The following is a 15,491-nucleotide window of genomic DNA, read 5'->3' as shown; positions in this document are numbered from 1 at the left end:
GTTATTGCAAAAAAACGGGTTTTCCGCCGCCAACCCTGTTACCTTTTTGCCCGCTGGCCGCGCAGGCCTTACAATTTGAGTATCCGCAGCGCATTCGGGCCCAGGGAGTCGATGATGAAGTCAACCTTAGTATGGACGTTTTTGCTGGCTTTGCTGGCGTCTTCCGCCGCCAGCGCGGCGGTCTATGTGTGGAAGGACGAGGCCGGCAAGACGGTGTACTCCGACCAGCCGCCGCCGCATGTCAATGCGCGCCGGCTGAACACTCCGGCGCAGCCGGCGCCGGCTTCCGCGCCGGCGAAAGAGGCGAAGAAGGCGGGCGGAAAGGATGTCGATTCCGAGAATGCCAAGGTATCGGCGGAGAACGCCAAGATTGCCGCCGCCAACGCCAAGATACGCGAGCAGAACTGCAAGGGCGCGCGCGATCAGCTGGCCTCGCTGCAGCAGAACGGCCGCATCCGCATGCCGGGCTCCAATGCGCTGGCCACCGATGCCCAGCGCAATGAGTTGATTGCCCAGGCGCAGTCCAATGTGCAAACCTGGTGCGGAAAATAAGTGTCGAAAACGGCTTTTGACTACAAGGCGGTTCTGGCCTCCCTGCCCAATCTGCCCGGCGTGTATCGGATGTTCGATGCGTCGGGCAGCGTGCTTTATGTCGGCAAGGCCATTGATCTGAAGCGGCGGGTCAGCTCCTATTTCCAGAAGAACGACCAGTCGCCGCGCATTCAACTGATGGTGCGCCAGATCGCCAGCATAGAAACCACGGTCACGCGCTCGGAAGCCGAGGCGTTGATCCTGGAAAACAATCTGATCAAGGCCTTGTCGCCGCGCTATAACATCCTGTTCCGCGACGACAAGTCCTATCCTTATCTGATGCTGAGCGGTCACGCCTTCCCGCAGATGGCTTATTACCGCGGCGATCCGAAGCGACCGAACCAGTATTTTGGTCCCTATCCCAACGGTTACGCGGTGCGCGAGAGCATCCAGATCCTGCAAAAGGTATTCCGGCTGCGCACCTGCGAGGACGCGGTGTTCGCCAACCGCTCCCGTCCCTGTCTGCTGTACCAGATCAAGCGCTGCTCAGGCCCCTGTGTCGATCACATCTCCAAGGAGGACTACGCCGGCGACGTCGCCAGCGCGGTGGCCTTTCTGCAAGGCCGCCAGAGCGAACTGATAGATGGACTGACCCAGCGCATGATGGTGGCGGCGGAAGCAATGGAGTTTGAACAGGCGGCTGAGCTGCGCGATCAGATCCAGGCCTTGGCGCGGGTGCAGGAAAAACAGTTCGTGTCCAGCAACTCCAGCCAGCAGGACTGCGATGTGGTGGCCGCGGTGCAGCAGGAAGGCATGCTCTGCGTCAATCTGGTGATGATACGCGGCGGTCGGCATCTGGGCGACAAGAGCTTCTTCCCGGTCAGCGGCGAGGAGGGCGATCTGGCGGACAGCCTGGAAGCCTTCCTGGCCCAGCATTATCTGGGCGCGCCCTTGCCGCCGGCCATCCTGATCAATGGCGAAATCTCCGACACTCTGCGCCAGCATCTGGAGCAGCAGGCCGAGCGCAAGCTGGCCATCGCCAGCAACCCCATCGGCGAGCGACGGGTGTGGCTGGAAATGGCGGAGAAGAACGCGACGCTGGCCATCATGCAGCGCTTGAGCAGCAAGGCCACCCAGAACCAGCGGCTGACCCAGCTCAACGAGGTGCTGGAACTGGAAGGGGCCGGCCGCTTCGAATGCTTCGACATCAGCCATACCATGGGCGAAGCCACGGTGGCTTCCTGTGTGATCTATGACAAGGGCGCGATGCAGCCCGGAGAATACCGACGCTACAATATCGAAACCGCCAAGCCCGGCGACGATTACGCTGCGATGCGCGAAGTGTTGTCACGTCGCTATGGCAAGCTGGCTGCGGGCGATGGCAGGTTGCCGGACGCGGTGTTCATAGATGGCGGCAAGGGGCAGGTGGGCGTGGCCTTGGAAGTATTCGCCGAAATCGGCCTGAATCTGCCCATCGTCGGCATCGCCAAGGGCGAGGAACGCAAGCCGGGCCTGGAGACCTTGATCCTGCCGTATCTGGACAAGAGCCTGCAGCTGCGGCAGGACCATCCGGCGCTGCATCTGATCCAGACGGTGCGCGACGAGGCCCACCGCTTCGCCATCACCGGCCACCGCGCGCGGCGCGCCAAGGCGCGCACCGCGTCCACGTTGGAGGAGATTCCAGGCGTGGGCGCCAAGCGCCGGCAGCAGTTGTTGATGCGTTTTGGCGGCTTGCGCGGCGTAGCCGCCGCCAGCATGGACGACCTGGCCCAGGTGGACGGCATCAGCCGCACCCTGGCGGAGAAGATTTACAACGCCCTGCATTGATTGCAGGCGCGCCATCGTTTATACACTGTAACCACCGCTGTGCGTTTCGTTGTGGCTCGGGGCCGACGCGCAGTTTTTGACCGGGCCGCAAACAATAAGATTACTGACACCGATGCCCTTCAATTTGCCGATATTCCTGACCTGGCTCAGGGTTGCCCTGATCCCCATCTGCGTAGCGGTTTTCTTTTTGCCGGATTCCGTGCTGCTACTGCAAAGCCGTAACCAGGTGGGCGCCGCCATCTTTGCCTTGGCTGCCATCACCGACTGGCTGGATGGCTATCTGGCGCGCAAGCTGGGCCAGACCTCGGCCTTCGGCGCCTTCCTGGACCCGGTGGCGGACAAGCTGATCGTCGCCGCGGCCTTGATCCTGCTGGTGCAGATGGGGCGCACCGAGGGCTGGATGGCGATGATCATCATCGGCCGCGAAATTGCCATCTCCGCGCTGCGCGAATGGATGGCGGAGATGGGGACTCGCAAAAGCGTGGCGGTGGCCTATATCGGCAAGCTGAAAACCGCCGCGCAAATGGTGGCCATCCTGCTGTTGCTGTATGCCGGCCCGCTGCTGCCGGGGGTTTCGACATTAATTTTGGGCAATGCCTTCATGGTGGTGGCGGTGATTTTGACTTTGTGGTCAATGGTTTATTACCTGAGGATGGCCGCCAAGGAGTTTTCCGGGAAAAAAATTGATGTCTGAAGTGTTGACAGTGCCTGATAAATCCTTATAATTCGCATCTCTCAGCGCTGCTCTAGCAGCAGCGAAGAGAAAGCAGAAGTATCACAGCAGTTTTGAATGCGGGAATAGCTCAGTTGGTAGAGCGCAACCTTGCCAAGGTTGAGGTCGCGAGTTCGAGCCTCGTTTCCCGCTCCAAATCTTCTGCGATAGCATATGCGACGCGGGAATAGCTCAGTTGGTAGAGCGCAACCTTGCCAAGGTTGAGGTCGCGAGTTCGAGCCTCGTTTCCCGCTCCATTATCTTTTGCGATAGCATTATGCGACGCGGGAATAGCTCAGTTGGTAGAGCGCAACCTTGCCAAGGTTGAGGTCGCGAGTTCGAGCCTCGTTTCCCGCTCCAGCACACTATGTTGTCATGGCATTACCCCTGCGGGAATAGCTCAGTTGGTAGAGCGCAACCTTGCCAAGGTTGAGGTCGCGAGTTCGAGCCTCGTTTCCCGCTCCAAATTTAAATCATCAGCCATGGCTGGTGGTTCGCCGGTAACGGCGGGGTAGCAAAGTGGTTATGCAGCGGATTGCAAATCCGTCTACGCCGGTTCGATTCCGACCCCCGCCTCCAGTTAAAGCCCCGTAAGTCAAAGACTTGCGGGGCTTTTGCTTGGTCTGAGGCTGCGCCTCGCATGGTGCTGTCGCGCGGGTTCCCCGCGCTTTTCCACTTCCCCTGTTTTGATCGGCTCGTCGCTGCGCATAGCTCAGCTCCTCGTTGATATGTGTGTTTTTACACGCCAAACATGGGGGGCAATGAGTGGCGTGCATTCATGCGTGCCATGCGCTGGACCTGCGCGTCAGGCGGAAAGACTGCGCTCCCCATGAGTTCGGCGGATGGCGCCCGTTTGCCAGCGGCTCGGCTCTGGGATAGAATCGCCGTCTCTTTGCCCGCCCCGGTGGTGAAATTGGTAGACACAAGGGACTTAAAATCCCTCGACTTCGGTCGTGCCGGTTCGATTCCGGCCCGGGGCACCACGACGGCTTGGCCGTCCGCGAGACGACGAAGACCCGCACAGCGCAGCGCTGGGCGGGTTTTTTGTTTATCGATCCCCATGCCTCATAGCTGCACCTCGAATTCATAGAGATCGCTGCGGCACAGCACCTCGCTGAACTCCAAGACCTGTTGCGCGGCGTTCAAGCTGGTCTGCTGGATGCGCAGCAGCGGCATGCCTGCGGCCAGATTCAACAAGGCGGCGGCGTCACGGTCCGCGGCGCAGGATGCCAGGCGAAAGCGCTTGTGGCCGATCTCGATGCCACGCTGTTCCCACCATTGATATAGCGAATGTTCCAGGCGCTCGGGCTCGGGCAGGAAGGCCAGCGGGATATAGGTGGTTTCCAGCGCGGCCGGCACGCCATCCATCAGCCGCAGACGGCGTAGTTTCGCGATCTCGGCGTCGGCGGGCAGTTGCAGCCTGGCTGCAATGGCGGCTGGAGCGGCTTCGCGCTGTCGCAGCAGCCATTGATTGTCCACCGTGCCGCCATTGCGCAGCACTTGCTCGGTAAAGCCCCCGCTATCGTTGAGCGAGTAGCAGAAAGCCTGCGCTACGCGCGTGCCCACGCCTTGCAGCCGGGTGATCAGCCGTTTTTTTTCCAGCTCCGCCATCGCTTTGCTGATGGTGACACGCGACAGCCGTAGTTTTTCCGCCAGTTGCCGCTCGGTGGGCAGGAAGGCGCCGGCTGTCAGCTGGTGCTGACGGATGGCCTGTTCCAGCGCATTGGCGATCTGCAGATAGCGCGGGGTGGGATCGGCGTGGCTGAGGCTGGCGGACAAACATTCCAGTATATCGATCATATCGGTTGCAAACTCCTGTGCATGCGGACCCAGTCTAAAGCAAAGCGCGCGCGGTAGGAGAGGGCGGCTGGCGTGGAGCGGTGGCCTACCTGACCGATAGGATAGCCTGGTGTTATTGGATTTATATTGGACTTGTCATAGTATGCCAATCGAAAGCCTTGCCGCTGGCGCGGCGGCGAGTGTTTTCTGTGACTATCCCATGCGTTTCAAGAGGTACGGTTTGACAACTAGCAGCAAGGGCTATTCATTCATTCTCGGCGCACTGTATGGGCAGGCGGCGGGGGATGCGATGGGCATGCCTTCAGAACTTTGGCCGCAGCAACAGGTGTGGCGTTTCTTTGGCTGGATCGACGATTTTCTGCCTGGCCCCACCGAGAATTTCGCCGCGTCCGAATTCGCCGCCGGCGAGTTCACCGATGATACTCAGCAAGCCATCGCCTTGATGGATGCGCTGATCGCGGCGGACGGAGAGGTGGAGCCGGAGCGCATCGCCCGAAACATCATCGCCTGGGCCGAAGGGATAGACGCGTTCAATAAGAACATCCTGGGACCGAGTTCCAAAGCCGCGTTGCTGGCCATCTTGTCCGGCCAGTCCATTGATACGCTTGGCGCCAATGGCGTGACCAATGGCGCGGCGATGCGGGTGGCGCCATTGGGCTGTCTGCTGTCCAGTCGGGATCGCCAGGCTTTCATCCGTGCGGTCCGACTCAGTTGCAGTCCCACCCATCAGTCCGATATCGCGGTAGCCGGCGCGACGGCCATCGCCTGGGCGGTGTCGCGGGCGGTGGAGGGCGCGGCCTGGTCCGACATCAAGACCGAATTGCCCGCCATCGTCGATCAGGCGCAGTTGGAATTGGTGACGACATTCAGCCCGCTGCTGAGCCGGCGTTTGGCTTGGGGTTTCGAGGTGGCGGGGCGCTTGCGCGGGCAGGATGACGCGACCGTGGTGACCGAGCTGTATCACACGCTGGGCGCCGGCATGGACACCATAGAATCGGTGCCAGCCGCCCTCGCGCTGGTGGAATGCGCGCAAGGCGATCCGCGACATTGCGCGGTGCTGGCGGCGAATCTGGGCGGCGATACCGACACGATAGGCGCGATGGCAACCGCGGTGTGCGGCGCGCTGCGAGGAGTGGAGGCGATACCGGCCGCATGGCGGGAGCGCATCCGGCAAGTGAATGGAGTCGATTTCGAATCTTACGCGCAGACTTTAAGCGCATTGCGTTTCAAGGGGTGAAGGGATGAGCGAAGCACAAGCAAGAGAGGGCTGGCGGCTGGAGAGCGCGGGTATAGACCTGGTGCCCGAACATGAGTGCCAGGGCCGGCCGGTGGAGTTGTTCTGGGTATGGCTGGCGGCCAATATCGGCATCCTCGGCGTGGTATACGGCGGCATCGTCACCAGCTTCGGATTGTCGTTCTACCAATCCTTGCTGGCCGCGGCGGTCGGGGTGGCCAGTTTCGCGCTGGTGGGGTTGACCAGCATTGCCGGCCAGCGCGGCCGCACGTCCACGCTGACCTTGTCGCGGGCTATTTTCGGCCTGCGTGGCAATGCCGCGCCCACCGCCTTCAGCTGGTTCAACCTGATGGGGTGGGAAGCGGTCAACGTGGTGACCGGCGCGCTGACGCTGGCGGCGATGTGCCAGGCGCTGGGCATGGCGGAAAGCCGCCCGCTGACCGCGGCCTGCTTGCTGTTGTTCATCGGCCTGGTCATCGTGGTCAGCCTGCTCGGGCAGGCCACCGTGGTGTGGATGCAGAGCTGGCTGAGCCGGATCTTCGGCAGTATGACCCTGGTGGTGGTCCTGTACGTGGTGTCGACCGCGAATTGGGGCGCCATCATGGCGCGGCCGGACGGCGACTGGCTGACCGGTTTCTGGCCGGCGGTGTCGGTGATCGCCGCGGGCACCGGCATCAGTTGGGCGATAGCCGGCGCCGATTACAGCCGCTACCAGCGGGCCGGGGCGTCCAGCGGCAGCATCTTCGGCGCGGTGATGGTGGGCGCGTCGCTGCCGCTGATGCTGCTGATCTTTACCGGCGTGCTGCTATCGGTGCAGATACCGGACCTGGCCAGCGCGGCCAACCCCATCGCCAAGATAGGCTCGGTGCTGCCGGCCTGGATGGCGGTGCCCTATCTGCTGACGGCGACGGCTGGCATCGTCACCATGGCGGTGCTCAGCCTGTACTCGGCCAGCCTCAATCTGCTGACCATAGGCGTCAAGGTCAGGCAGGCGCAGGCGGTGTCCATCAACGCGCTGATCGTGGTGGCGATTGCCGCTTATGTCCTGTTTGTGTCCAGTGATTTCCTGGGGCCCTTCATCGCCTTCCTGCTGTTCTGCGGCGTGTTCCTGGCCGCCTGGGAGGCGGTGTTCGTGCTCGATTACCTGATGCTGCGTCATCGGCAGGGCTATGACGGCGCGGCGCTGTCTGGTCAGCGCCAGGCCTTCCGCGCCGGCCCGCTGCTGTGCTGGCTGCTGGGCGCCGGCTGCGGCCTGCTGGTGACCAAGACCGGCTTTGTCGACGGCCCGCTGGCGCGTGGCATCTTCGCCGATTCCAGCCTTGGCCTGTTTGTATCTTTTGCGACCAGCTTGCTGGCTTATGGATTGTATTTGTTGCTGAAGGAGCGACGCGCATGACCATCCCGTGTCCTAGTTATCATCCCACCAAGGCGATCCTGACCGTGGGCGGCGCGGTGGGCGATGTGGTGCTGACCTTGCCCGAACTGCCGCGTAGCGGCGCCGATGTCGAAGCACAGCAGCAGGAACGCTTGATCGGCGGCTGCGCCTTCAATGTGGCGCGGGCATTGAGTCAGTTGAATGCGCCGGTGATCAATGGCATGCCAGTGGGCAACGGGCCATGGGGCGCGGCGATAGACGAAGCCATGCGCGAACTGGGCTTGCCGGTATTGCTGCGCAACGAGCGGCGCGACAATGGCTGGTGCGTGGCCATGGTGGAGCCCAGCGGCGAGCGCAGTTTTATTTCGATTTCCGGCTGTGAGACGGAATGGAGCCGAGCGCAATTGAATAAGCTGCCGCTTGGCGCCGACACGCTGGTGTACGCCAACGGTTATGAGTTGGCCGGCGAGGGTGGTCAGGCTTTGCGCGCGTGGTTGCTGGCCATGCCTGCGGAGCAGGTTCGCGTGATCGATCCCGGTCCGCGCGTGATGCAGTTGGAACCGGCCTTCTTGGCGGCCTTGAGCGACACCGAGACCTTGTTGACCCTGAACCGGGACGAGATCGCGCTATTGTGCGGCGGCGGCGATCCGGTTGCCGCGGCGCAGCGCTTTGCCAAGGACTATAGGCTGACGCTGATCTGCCGGCTGGGGCAGGACGGCGCCTGGGTATGTCCTGGCACCGAGGCGCCGTGGCATCTGCCCGGCTATCAAGTGTCGGTGGTGGATACCATAGGCGCGGGCGATGCGCATTGCGCTGGCCTGTTGGCGGGTTTGTCCAGCGGCTGGCCGCTGCACTACGCGGTGGACCTGGGCAACCGCCTGGCGGCCTGTGTCGTGGCCAGCGCCGGCCCTGACGCGGCCACGGATTGGGACAGTTTGAACCGCCGTTTCCCCGTCGCCTGCATTTGACGCAAGCCCGGCGCGGTCGCCCTTGGCGCGGCCGCGCTTCATGCCCTGTTTGCCGTCTTGACCTTGAAAAAGTGGCAAAAGAAAGACGGGATCCACTGGGAAAAAACGCAATAGGCGTCTAGTACTGGACATAAAGGGGCATTACTTAGTACTCTCCCTCCCTCGTGAGCGCCTGCCCGGCCGCGGAGCCCTCGGGCTTCCCCGCCAGCGCGGCGTGCGCGATGTTTTCTTTGTGATAACCTGTTCAAGGTTTCGCACGCAAAGGTCGGATAAGGCGAAAAGAGCTGAAGGAGCGAAATGTGCATACGCTGCATGAGCTTTCTGAAGGCGCGACAACGCTGCATCGCCGAAGCGCGGCGGATCACAAACAAGTTCTTAGCCCGGACGGTGCCGCCGTAAGCCAACGGTGGCCTGCTCGGGAATATACCGGCGCTGGCGATGCGCATGTCCGCGCGAGCTGCCGCTTGGCCGGGGTACGAGTTTCACGGAGTTCGTCCTTGGCCGGCAACTTGAGCGGCGCGCCGGTCTCGCATTGCCGCAGCGCTTGCCAAGCCGTATGACGATGTCGTCATTTATGCGTTCGCTGTCAAGCTGGCCGGGAGGCTGGTTGCAGTGCTTCGTTTGATTAGGCAGCATGCGCTGCTTTCGCACCAACGGATCTAGATAGAAGTTCATGAAGCCAAATACTGAAACGGCACTCGGTGCTGCACTTAAGTCCGCTGTACAAAGTCTGTCCAAGAAAAAGCAGACCGAGATGATCGCGGATCATGTCTACAGCAAGTTCGACGTTTTCCGTCAGTTCCGGCCGCTGGCGCTGGGCATCCATGAGAGCTTGATCGCGGCCTTGCCCCAGTTCGACGCGACGCTGATTTCGCGCGTGGTGGCCAACCACTGTCGCAAGCCGCGCTACGTCAAATCCCTGGCGCGCGGCGGCAAGCGTTTCGATCTGGCCAACAAACCGGTGGGCGAAGTCAGCGCCGAAGAAAAAAAGGCGGCGGAGCAGATGTCCGCGCCCAAGCCTGCGGCGGTAGCCGAGGCGGCACCGGTCCAGCCCGCGGGCGACTCCGCGGAGTAAGCGTGCCGCGCCGGCGTGGCCACGATGAAAACAGCCTGACACATGTTTTGTCAGGCTGTTTTGCATTGCGCGGCAGGAACATTGCGGCTGTCGGCATGGTCGCAGGGAGATGCGCCGCGCCAGCGGCGACGAATCAGGACAGGAGTAGAATACCCGGCATGAAACGTCTTTTCTTGTGCGCCGCGATGGCCTTGAGCTTGTCCGCCTGCAGCGCTTTGCAACAATTGGGCGTGCCCATCAGCTCGCATCCCGATACCGCGCCGGCCAAGACCCGGCCGCCGGCCGCGCCCGCGGTCAATGGCAAGACCGACGCCTTGCTGCGCGAGGCCAACCGCCTGGCCGACAAGGTCAAGAGCGGCGAACTCACCCGCCTGGCCGCCGCCGACCAACTGGGGGCTTTCCGGCTCAAGGTGGTGGGCGCCAATCCGGTCGATGACAATACCTTCGCCATGTACCGCTATCTGACGGTGGAACGTGAGGCCGGCCGCATCGATCAGGACGCTTTCCGCGCCAAGATGGATGAGCGCTTGCGCGAATGGATGCGGCGCTGGCCAAAATTGAACCCGAAACCGGCGGAACCCGCGTTCACCAATTTCCTGCTCAAGCTCTACGGCTTGCCGCCGCTGGTGCGCTGAACATGGGCAAGAAGACGCAGAAGGCGCCGAGCGCCTGCCCTTGCGGCCTGGGGCCGGCCTATGCCGCGTGCTGCGGCCGTTATCTGGATGATGCCGGCGCGCCGGCGCCCACCGCCGAGGCCTTGATGCGCTCGCGCTATACCGCTTACGCGCGCGGCGACGAAGGCTATTTGCTGGCCAGTTGGCATGCCAGCACCCGGCCGCAGTCGCTGGATCTCGCCGCGGACGCGGGCGTGGTCAAATGGCTGGGCCTGGATGTGCTGGCGACCGAGGCCGGCGGCGCTACCGACGTTGGCGGGATGGTGGAGTTCATCGCCCGCTGCAAGGTGGGCGGCAAGGCGGAGCGCATGCATGAGCGCAGCCGCTTTGTGCGCGAAGACGGCCGCTGGTTTTATGTGTCCGGCGAATTGAGCTGAGCACGCCGCTCAGCGCGCGGGCGTGCGCAGCAAGTTCTCGATCGCGCGCTCGAGCGAAGCCGGTTTCACCTGGGGAGCGAAGCGCGCTTGTATCGCGCCATCGCGATCCACCAGGAACTTGGTGAAATTCCACTTGATGCGCCGGCTGCCCAGCAGGCCTGGCTTGGCGGTGGCGAGATGGCGCCACAGCGGATGCGCGCCGGCGCCGTTGACGTCGATCTTGGCGGACAGCGCGAAGCTGACGCCGAAGTTCTTCTGACAAAACTGGCCGATGGCGGCAGCGTCCCCCGGCTCCTGGCCGCCGAACTGATTGCAGGGAAAGCCTATGATTTCCAGGCCCTGCTCGCGGTAGCGCTGGTATAGCTGTTCCAGGCCGCCCAATTGCGCGGTGAAGCCGCACTCGCTGGCGGTGTTGACCAGCAGCAGCACCTTGCCGCGGAAACGCTCCAGAGCCAGTGGCCGGCCATCCAGCGTTTCAATGGAAAAATCATAAATTTCGGGCATGTTTCCGCTCTTCGTCAAAGTGAGGATCATGGCAAGAAAGCGGGGGAAGGGCAATGCGGGGAAGGCATAAAAAAAGGGGCGCAACGGCAAGGGGGAACCGCTACGCCCCAAGAAGAAATCAATTGCTGTACAAGGGCGGACCAACCGGGAAAGTCAGCTAACCCTCTGTTTATCCTAGAACATTGAGGTGAAATTGCGAGGACGGATTTGGCGGGATTTAAATGACAAAGGGATGGCTTAGCCATCCCTTTTTTGCTGGCGGGAAGTGTTTCAGGGGCGTGGCAGGGTCACGCCCACCTGGCCCATGTATTTGCCGGCGCGGTCGCTGTAGGACACGTCGCAGATTTCGTCGGATTCGAAGAACAGCACCTGAGCCACGCCCTCGTTGGCGTAGATTTTGGCCGGCAGCGGCGTGGTGTTGGAGAACTCCAGCGTCACATAGCCTTCCCACTCCGGTTCGAACGGCGTGACGTTGACGATGATGCCGCAGCGCGCATAGGTGGACTTGCCCAGGCAGACGGTCAGCACCGAGCGCGGAATGCGGAAGAATTCCACGGTGCGAGCCAGAGCGAAGCTATTGGGCGGGATGATGCAATAGCCCTTGCCGGAGACTTCCACGAAAGAATTGGGGTCGAAGTTCTTCGGATCGACAATGGTGCTGTTGATATTGGTGAACACCTTGAATTCGTCGGCGCAGCGGATATCGTAGCCGTAGCTGGAGGTGCCGTAGGAGATCACCTTCTGGCCGTCCACCATCTTGATCTGGTTGGCTTCGAAGGGTTCGATCATTTTGTATTCGTCCGCCATCCGGCGAATCCACTTGTCCGATTTGATGCTCATTGTCTTTGGCCCGTAGCTTTTCGATTGATTGTCCGCGATTTTAACCGCAAGCGCGGCATGCGGCTATGGGTAATCCGCGCGCGCGGGCGTGAGCGGAGCGCCATTGACCCAGGTCAAGCGAGTCCGCAATTGCGGCGATTTGCCGCAGTTCGGCGCGAATGGGCTGGATATACTAATGCAAACCATTCTCGTTCTTGATCGGATCATCATGTTGACACTGGATGCATTCCCCGCCGGCCGCCACGGCGTGGTCGAGCGGCTGGAGCTGGCGGAGGAGGCGTTCCGCCGCGTCGCCGCCTTTGGCCTGGCGCCGGGCAGCCGTTTTTACGTGCGCCGGGTAGCGCCATTGGGCGGGCCGTTGCTGCTGGATGTCGGTGCCACTCGCTTTCTGCTGCGTCGCAGCCTGGCGCGTTCCATCGTGGCGAGGCTGGAAGCATGAAGCGCTTTGCCCTGATCGGCCTGCCCAATACCGGCAAATCCACCTTGTTCAATCGCCTGACCGGCATGTCGCAGCGCGTTGGCAACTGGCCGGGCCTGACCATAGAACTGAGCAGCGCGCGCCTATTGCTGGGCGGCCACATGGTGGAGCTGGTGGATCTGCCGGGCGTCAATGATCTGACCGGTTATTCCGACGACGAAGCGGTGGTGCGCGATGTGTTGCAGGCCAGCGCCTTCGACGGCGCGATCCTGGTGCTCAACGCCAGCCAGCTGGACCGGCAATTGCCGCTGGCTTTGCAAGTGTTGGCCAGCGGCCTCAACTGCCACGTGGTGCTGAATATGGCCGACGAGGCCAAGGCGCTGGGCGTCAGCCTGGATGTGGAGCGCTTGTCGGAACGCCTGGGCGCGCCGGTGTCGCTGGTGTCGGCCAAGCGCATGCAGGGCTGGCCGCCGCTGATGACGGGTTTGAACCGGCTGGCGAATGCGGACGCCCCGGCCGCGCGCGCGCGGCTGGACGCGGTGCCGGAAACGCGGGCGGCGATGGAGCAGGCGCGGTTGAAGCTGGAGGGCTGCTGGGCCTTGCCGCCGGTGCTGCCGGCGCAGCTGACCGAGAAGATAGATCATTGGCTGATGCATCCGTGGCTGGGGCTGCCGCTGTTCTTCGCGCTGATGGCGTTGCTGTTCAATCTGACCTATCAGATCGGTACCCCTTTGCAGGACCTGGCCGGCGCCGGCCTGGACTGGGTCAAGGAGCAGGCGTTGACGCCCTTGCTCGCGCCCTTGCCGGCGATTGTGCAGAGCCTGGCGCTGGACGGCATCTGGCAGGGCGTGGCGACGGTGTTGACCTTCGCGCCCATCTTGCTGGTGTTCTTCGTGCTGATGGCGATGGTGGAGGATTCCGGCTATCTGGCGCGCGCCGCCTATCTGACCGATGCCTTCATGGCGCGGCTGGGGCTGGACGGCCGTGGTTTCGTGATGCAGCTGATGGGCTTCGGCTGCAATGTGCCGGCCATCATGGGCACCCGGGTGATGCGCGAGCGCAAGCAGCGGCTGCTGACCATGCTGGTGATCCCGTTCTCGCTGTGCTCGGCGCGCTTGCAGGTGGTGGTGTTCTTCGCCGGGCTGCTGTTCACGCCGTCGCAGGCGCCGTGGGTGCTGACCGGGCTTTATCTGATGAGCTTCGCGGTGGCGATCTTCACCGCTTGGGTGTTCAAGCGCCGTTACGCCGGCGGCGAGGCCTTTCTGCTGGAAGTGCCGCCGTACCGGCTGCCAGGGCTGAGCCATATGCTGGGCCGGGCGGTGGGCGAGGTGCGCGCCTTCCTGCAACTGGCGTCCAGTTTCATCCTGCTGGGCGTGGTGCTGGTCTGGCTGCTGACCCATGTGCCGGCCGGCGACGGCAAGACCCTGGCCGATGCGCTGGGCGACCTGATGGCGCCGGTGCTGGACCCGATAGGCATACGCCACGAACTGGCGGCGGCCTTGTTGTTCGGCTTCATCGCCAAGGAGATCCTGCTGGGCAGCCTGGCGGTGATTTACGGGGTGTCGGAAGCCGGCCTGGGGGCGGCCTTGCTGCAGCATCTGGACTGGCGCTCGGCGATGAGCTTCCTGATTTTCACCTTGATCTACGTGCCCTGCCTGTCCACGGTGGCGGCGATGTATCGCGAGTCGCGCAGCAAGGCCTATACCGCGCTGGCGGTGGGATGGTCGGTGGGCCTGGCCTGGCTGTTGTCGTTCGTGTTTTATCAAGGCGGCGTGCATCTATGGCCTTGAGGGCTTAGAATGAATGGTTCGCGAATTCCGTTCGCGTCGGCGGCGCGCCCGCCGGCGTTATTGAACTACAACAACAAGAGGTCGTTTTATGCAAGGTGATCCCAAAACCATCGAGTTGCTGAACGAACTGCTGGCGGAAGAGCTGTCCGCCGCGGACCAGTATTTCATCCACGCCGAGATGTATAAGGACTTCGGTCTGCACAAGCTGTTCGAGCGCATCGATCACGAGCGCGAGGACGAGTTGTCGCACGCGCGGGTGCTGATCGCGCGCACCTTGTTCCTGCAAGGCAAGCCGAACGTGGCCAAGCGCGTGCCCATCGTGGTAGGCGAGAACGTGCGAGCGATGCTGGCCAGCGATCTGGAAGTGGAATACCGCGTCGGCAATCTGCTGAAAAAAGTGGTGGCCCACTGTGAGAGCGTGCAGGACTACGTGACGCGCCAGGAACTGATGGTGCTGCTGGAAGAGACCGAGAATGACCATGCCCACTGGCTGGAGCAGCAGCTGCGCCTGATCGATATGGTGGGCGAGCAGAACTATATTCAGTCGCAAATGTAAGCCCCGAATATTTCTGTCTTGAAACGGCCGCCTTCCGGGCGGCCGTTTGTTTTGCGGCGGCCGCGCCGGTTTTGACTTGGCGCAGCATGGCCGGCGCCGCTTGCGTCTATCATCGCCGGCAGATGAATTCGCCGGAGGGCGCGATGACGCTGGATCTATCCGTTTCCTGGCTGGGCATGCAGATGGCCAGCCCCCTGTTCAACGCTTCCGGCGTGCATTGCCGCACCAAGGAGGAACTGGAGCAGCTGCGCCGTTCCGCCGCCGGCGCGGTGGTGACCAAGAGCTGCACGCTGGCGCCGCGCGCCGGCAATCCCGAGCCGCGTTACCGGCGCACCGCGCTGGGCAGCATCAATTCCATGGGCCTGCCCAACGAGGGCTACCGCTATTACCTGGACTATGCCCAGGCTTACGACGACGCCAAGCCGCTGTTCCTGTCCATTTCCGGCATGACGCTGGAAGACACCTTGACCATTCTGGCCGAACTGGCGGCGCTGAAGCTGCCCTGCCTGCCTGAGGTGAATCTGTCCTGCCCGAATCTGCCGGGCAAGCCGCAGCTGGGCTACGACTTCGCCGCCAGCGCCGAGGCCCTGGCGGAGATCAGCCGGGTGTACGCGCGGCCGTTCGGCGTCAAGCTGCCGCCGTATTTCGATCCGGTGCATTTCGCCGCCATGGCCGCGGTGCTGAACGGCTTCCCGCTGCTGCGCTTCGTTACCTGCATCAACTCGGTGGGCAACGGTCTGGTGATCGATCTGGACAGCGAGGCCGCGGTGATCAAGCCCAAGGGCGGGCTGGGCGGGCTGGGCGGCGATT

General features: G+C 62.6%; 16 protein-coding genes and 6 tRNA genes. 19 read left to right on the top strand and 3 right to left on the bottom strand.

From position 1 onward, the window contains the following. Positions 1-114 precede the first annotated feature (114 nt). The 9 genes from VI26_RS22685 (at position 115) to VI26_RS22645 (ending at position 4,053) form a co-directional block, all read left to right on the top strand. On the top strand, positions 115-552 hold the full coding sequence (locus VI26_RS22685; protein WP_053074592.1) for a DUF4124 domain-containing protein: 438 nt from the start codon (positions 115-117) through the stop codon (positions 550-552). Further along, on the top strand, positions 553-2,358 hold the full coding sequence (uvrC, locus tag VI26_RS22680) for an excinuclease ABC subunit UvrC (protein WP_048412019.1): 1,806 nt from the start codon (positions 553-555) through the stop codon (positions 2,356-2,358). Positions 2,359-2,470: 112 nt separating this feature from the next. Further along, complete coding sequence (pgsA, locus tag VI26_RS22675; RefSeq protein ID WP_048412018.1) at positions 2,471-3,052, top strand: CDP-diacylglycerol--glycerol-3-phosphate 3-phosphatidyltransferase; 582 nt, start codon at positions 2,471-2,473, stop codon at positions 3,050-3,052. Between the two features lie 98 nt (positions 3,053-3,150). After that, positions 3,151-3,226: transfer RNA gene (locus VI26_RS22670), tRNA-Gly, on the top strand. 25 nt (positions 3,227-3,251) lie between these two features. Continuing rightward, positions 3,252-3,327, top strand: a tRNA-Gly gene (locus VI26_RS22665). A gap of 27 nt (positions 3,328-3,354) precedes the next feature. After that, positions 3,355-3,430 (top strand) — tRNA-Gly (locus VI26_RS22660). 29 nt (positions 3,431-3,459) lie between these two features. Beyond that, positions 3,460-3,535 (top strand) — tRNA-Gly (locus VI26_RS22655). Between the two features lie 40 nt (positions 3,536-3,575). Then, positions 3,576-3,649 (top strand) — tRNA-Cys (locus tag VI26_RS22650). A gap of 319 nt (positions 3,650-3,968) precedes the next feature. Next, positions 3,969-4,053, top strand: a tRNA-Leu gene (locus tag VI26_RS22645). A gap of 82 nt (positions 4,054-4,135) precedes the next feature. Here the strand turns inward: VI26_RS22645 and VI26_RS22640 are convergent. Beyond that, positions 4,136-4,870 carry a GntR family transcriptional regulator gene (locus VI26_RS22640; RefSeq protein ID WP_048412017.1) on the bottom strand — a complete coding sequence of 245 codons (735 nt, stop codon included), beginning with the start codon at positions 4,868-4,870 and terminating at the stop codon, positions 4,136-4,138. Between the two features lie 142 nt (positions 4,871-5,012). Here VI26_RS22640 and VI26_RS22635 point away from each other — a divergent pair, with 142 nt between their 5' ends. The 6 genes from VI26_RS22635 to VI26_RS22610 all read left to right on the top strand — a co-directional run bounded on the left by VI26_RS22635 (position 5,013) and on the right by VI26_RS22610 (position 10,573). Then, complete coding sequence (locus VI26_RS22635) at positions 5,013-6,107, top strand: ADP-ribosylglycohydrolase family protein (RefSeq protein WP_369799223.1); 1,095 nt, start codon at positions 5,013-5,015, stop codon at positions 6,105-6,107. 4 nt (positions 6,108-6,111) lie between these two features. After that, entirely contained in the window at positions 6,112-7,500 is a 1,389-nt protein-coding gene (locus VI26_RS22630; protein WP_048412015.1) for a cytosine permease, read from the top strand. Further along, positions 7,497-8,447, top strand: coding sequence for a PfkB family carbohydrate kinase (locus VI26_RS22625; RefSeq protein ID WP_048412014.1), 951 nt, complete (start codon positions 7,497-7,499; stop codon positions 8,445-8,447). Before VI26_RS22630 ends, VI26_RS22625 begins: the two co-directional genes overlap by 4 nt. A 673-nt stretch (positions 8,448-9,120) precedes the next feature. Next, the gene (locus VI26_RS22620) at positions 9,121-9,522 is read left to right on the top strand and encodes a ProQ/FINO family protein (protein ID WP_048412013.1); all 402 of its coding nucleotides are present in this window, start codon (positions 9,121-9,123) and stop codon (positions 9,520-9,522) included. 158 nt (positions 9,523-9,680) lie between these two features. After that, entirely contained in the window at positions 9,681-10,157 is a 477-nt protein-coding gene (locus tag VI26_RS22615; protein ID WP_048412012.1) for a hypothetical protein, read from the top strand. 2 nt (positions 10,158-10,159) lie between these two features. Beyond that, a complete protein-coding gene (locus VI26_RS22610) occupies positions 10,160-10,573 on the top strand; it encodes a YchJ family protein (protein WP_048412011.1) in 414 nt (137 codons plus the stop codon). Positions 10,574-10,582: 9 nt separating this feature from the next. On the opposite strand, the gene VI26_RS22605 is transcribed toward VI26_RS22610, so the two are convergent. Together VI26_RS22605 and dcd are read right to left on the bottom strand one after the other, a co-directional pair. Then, positions 10,583-11,077 (bottom strand): glutathione peroxidase, encoded by a 495-nt coding sequence (locus VI26_RS22605; RefSeq protein ID WP_048412010.1) that lies wholly within the window; start codon positions 11,075-11,077, stop codon positions 10,583-10,585. A 270-nt stretch (positions 11,078-11,347) separates the two neighbouring features. Beyond that, positions 11,348-11,917: a dCTP deaminase gene (gene dcd / locus VI26_RS22600; RefSeq protein ID WP_048412009.1), complete on the bottom strand. Its 570-nt coding sequence runs from the start codon at positions 11,915-11,917 to the stop codon at positions 11,348-11,350. Positions 11,918-12,092: 175 nt separating this feature from the next. Here dcd and VI26_RS22595 point away from each other — a divergent pair, with 175 nt between their 5' ends. The 4 genes from VI26_RS22595 to VI26_RS22580 form a co-directional block, all read left to right on the top strand. Next, positions 12,093-12,356, top strand: coding sequence for a FeoA family protein (locus tag VI26_RS22595; RefSeq protein ID WP_048412008.1), 264 nt, complete (start codon positions 12,093-12,095; stop codon positions 12,354-12,356). Then, the gene (gene feoB / locus VI26_RS22590; RefSeq protein WP_048412007.1) at positions 12,353-14,125 is read left to right on the top strand and encodes a ferrous iron transport protein B; all 1,773 of its coding nucleotides are present in this window, start codon (positions 12,353-12,355) and stop codon (positions 14,123-14,125) included. Before VI26_RS22595 ends, feoB begins: the two co-directional genes overlap by 4 nt. Positions 14,126-14,213: 88 nt before the next feature. Beyond that, entirely contained in the window at positions 14,214-14,681 is a 468-nt protein-coding gene (gene bfr / locus VI26_RS22585) for a bacterioferritin (RefSeq protein ID WP_048412006.1), read from the top strand. A 143-nt stretch (positions 14,682-14,824) separates the two neighbouring features. Beyond that, on the top strand, positions 14,825-15,491 hold a 667-nt coding region (locus VI26_RS22580), incomplete at its 3' end, for a dihydroorotate oxidase (RefSeq protein WP_082151218.1).

Source organism: Chromobacterium sp. LK1, assembly GCF_001043555.1.
Classification (GTDB): domain Bacteria; phylum Pseudomonadota; class Gammaproteobacteria; order Burkholderiales; family Chromobacteriaceae; genus Chromobacterium; species Chromobacterium aquaticum.
The sequence above is the reverse complement of the archived record's forward strand: the minus strand, read 5'-3'. Positions and strand labels throughout refer to the sequence as shown.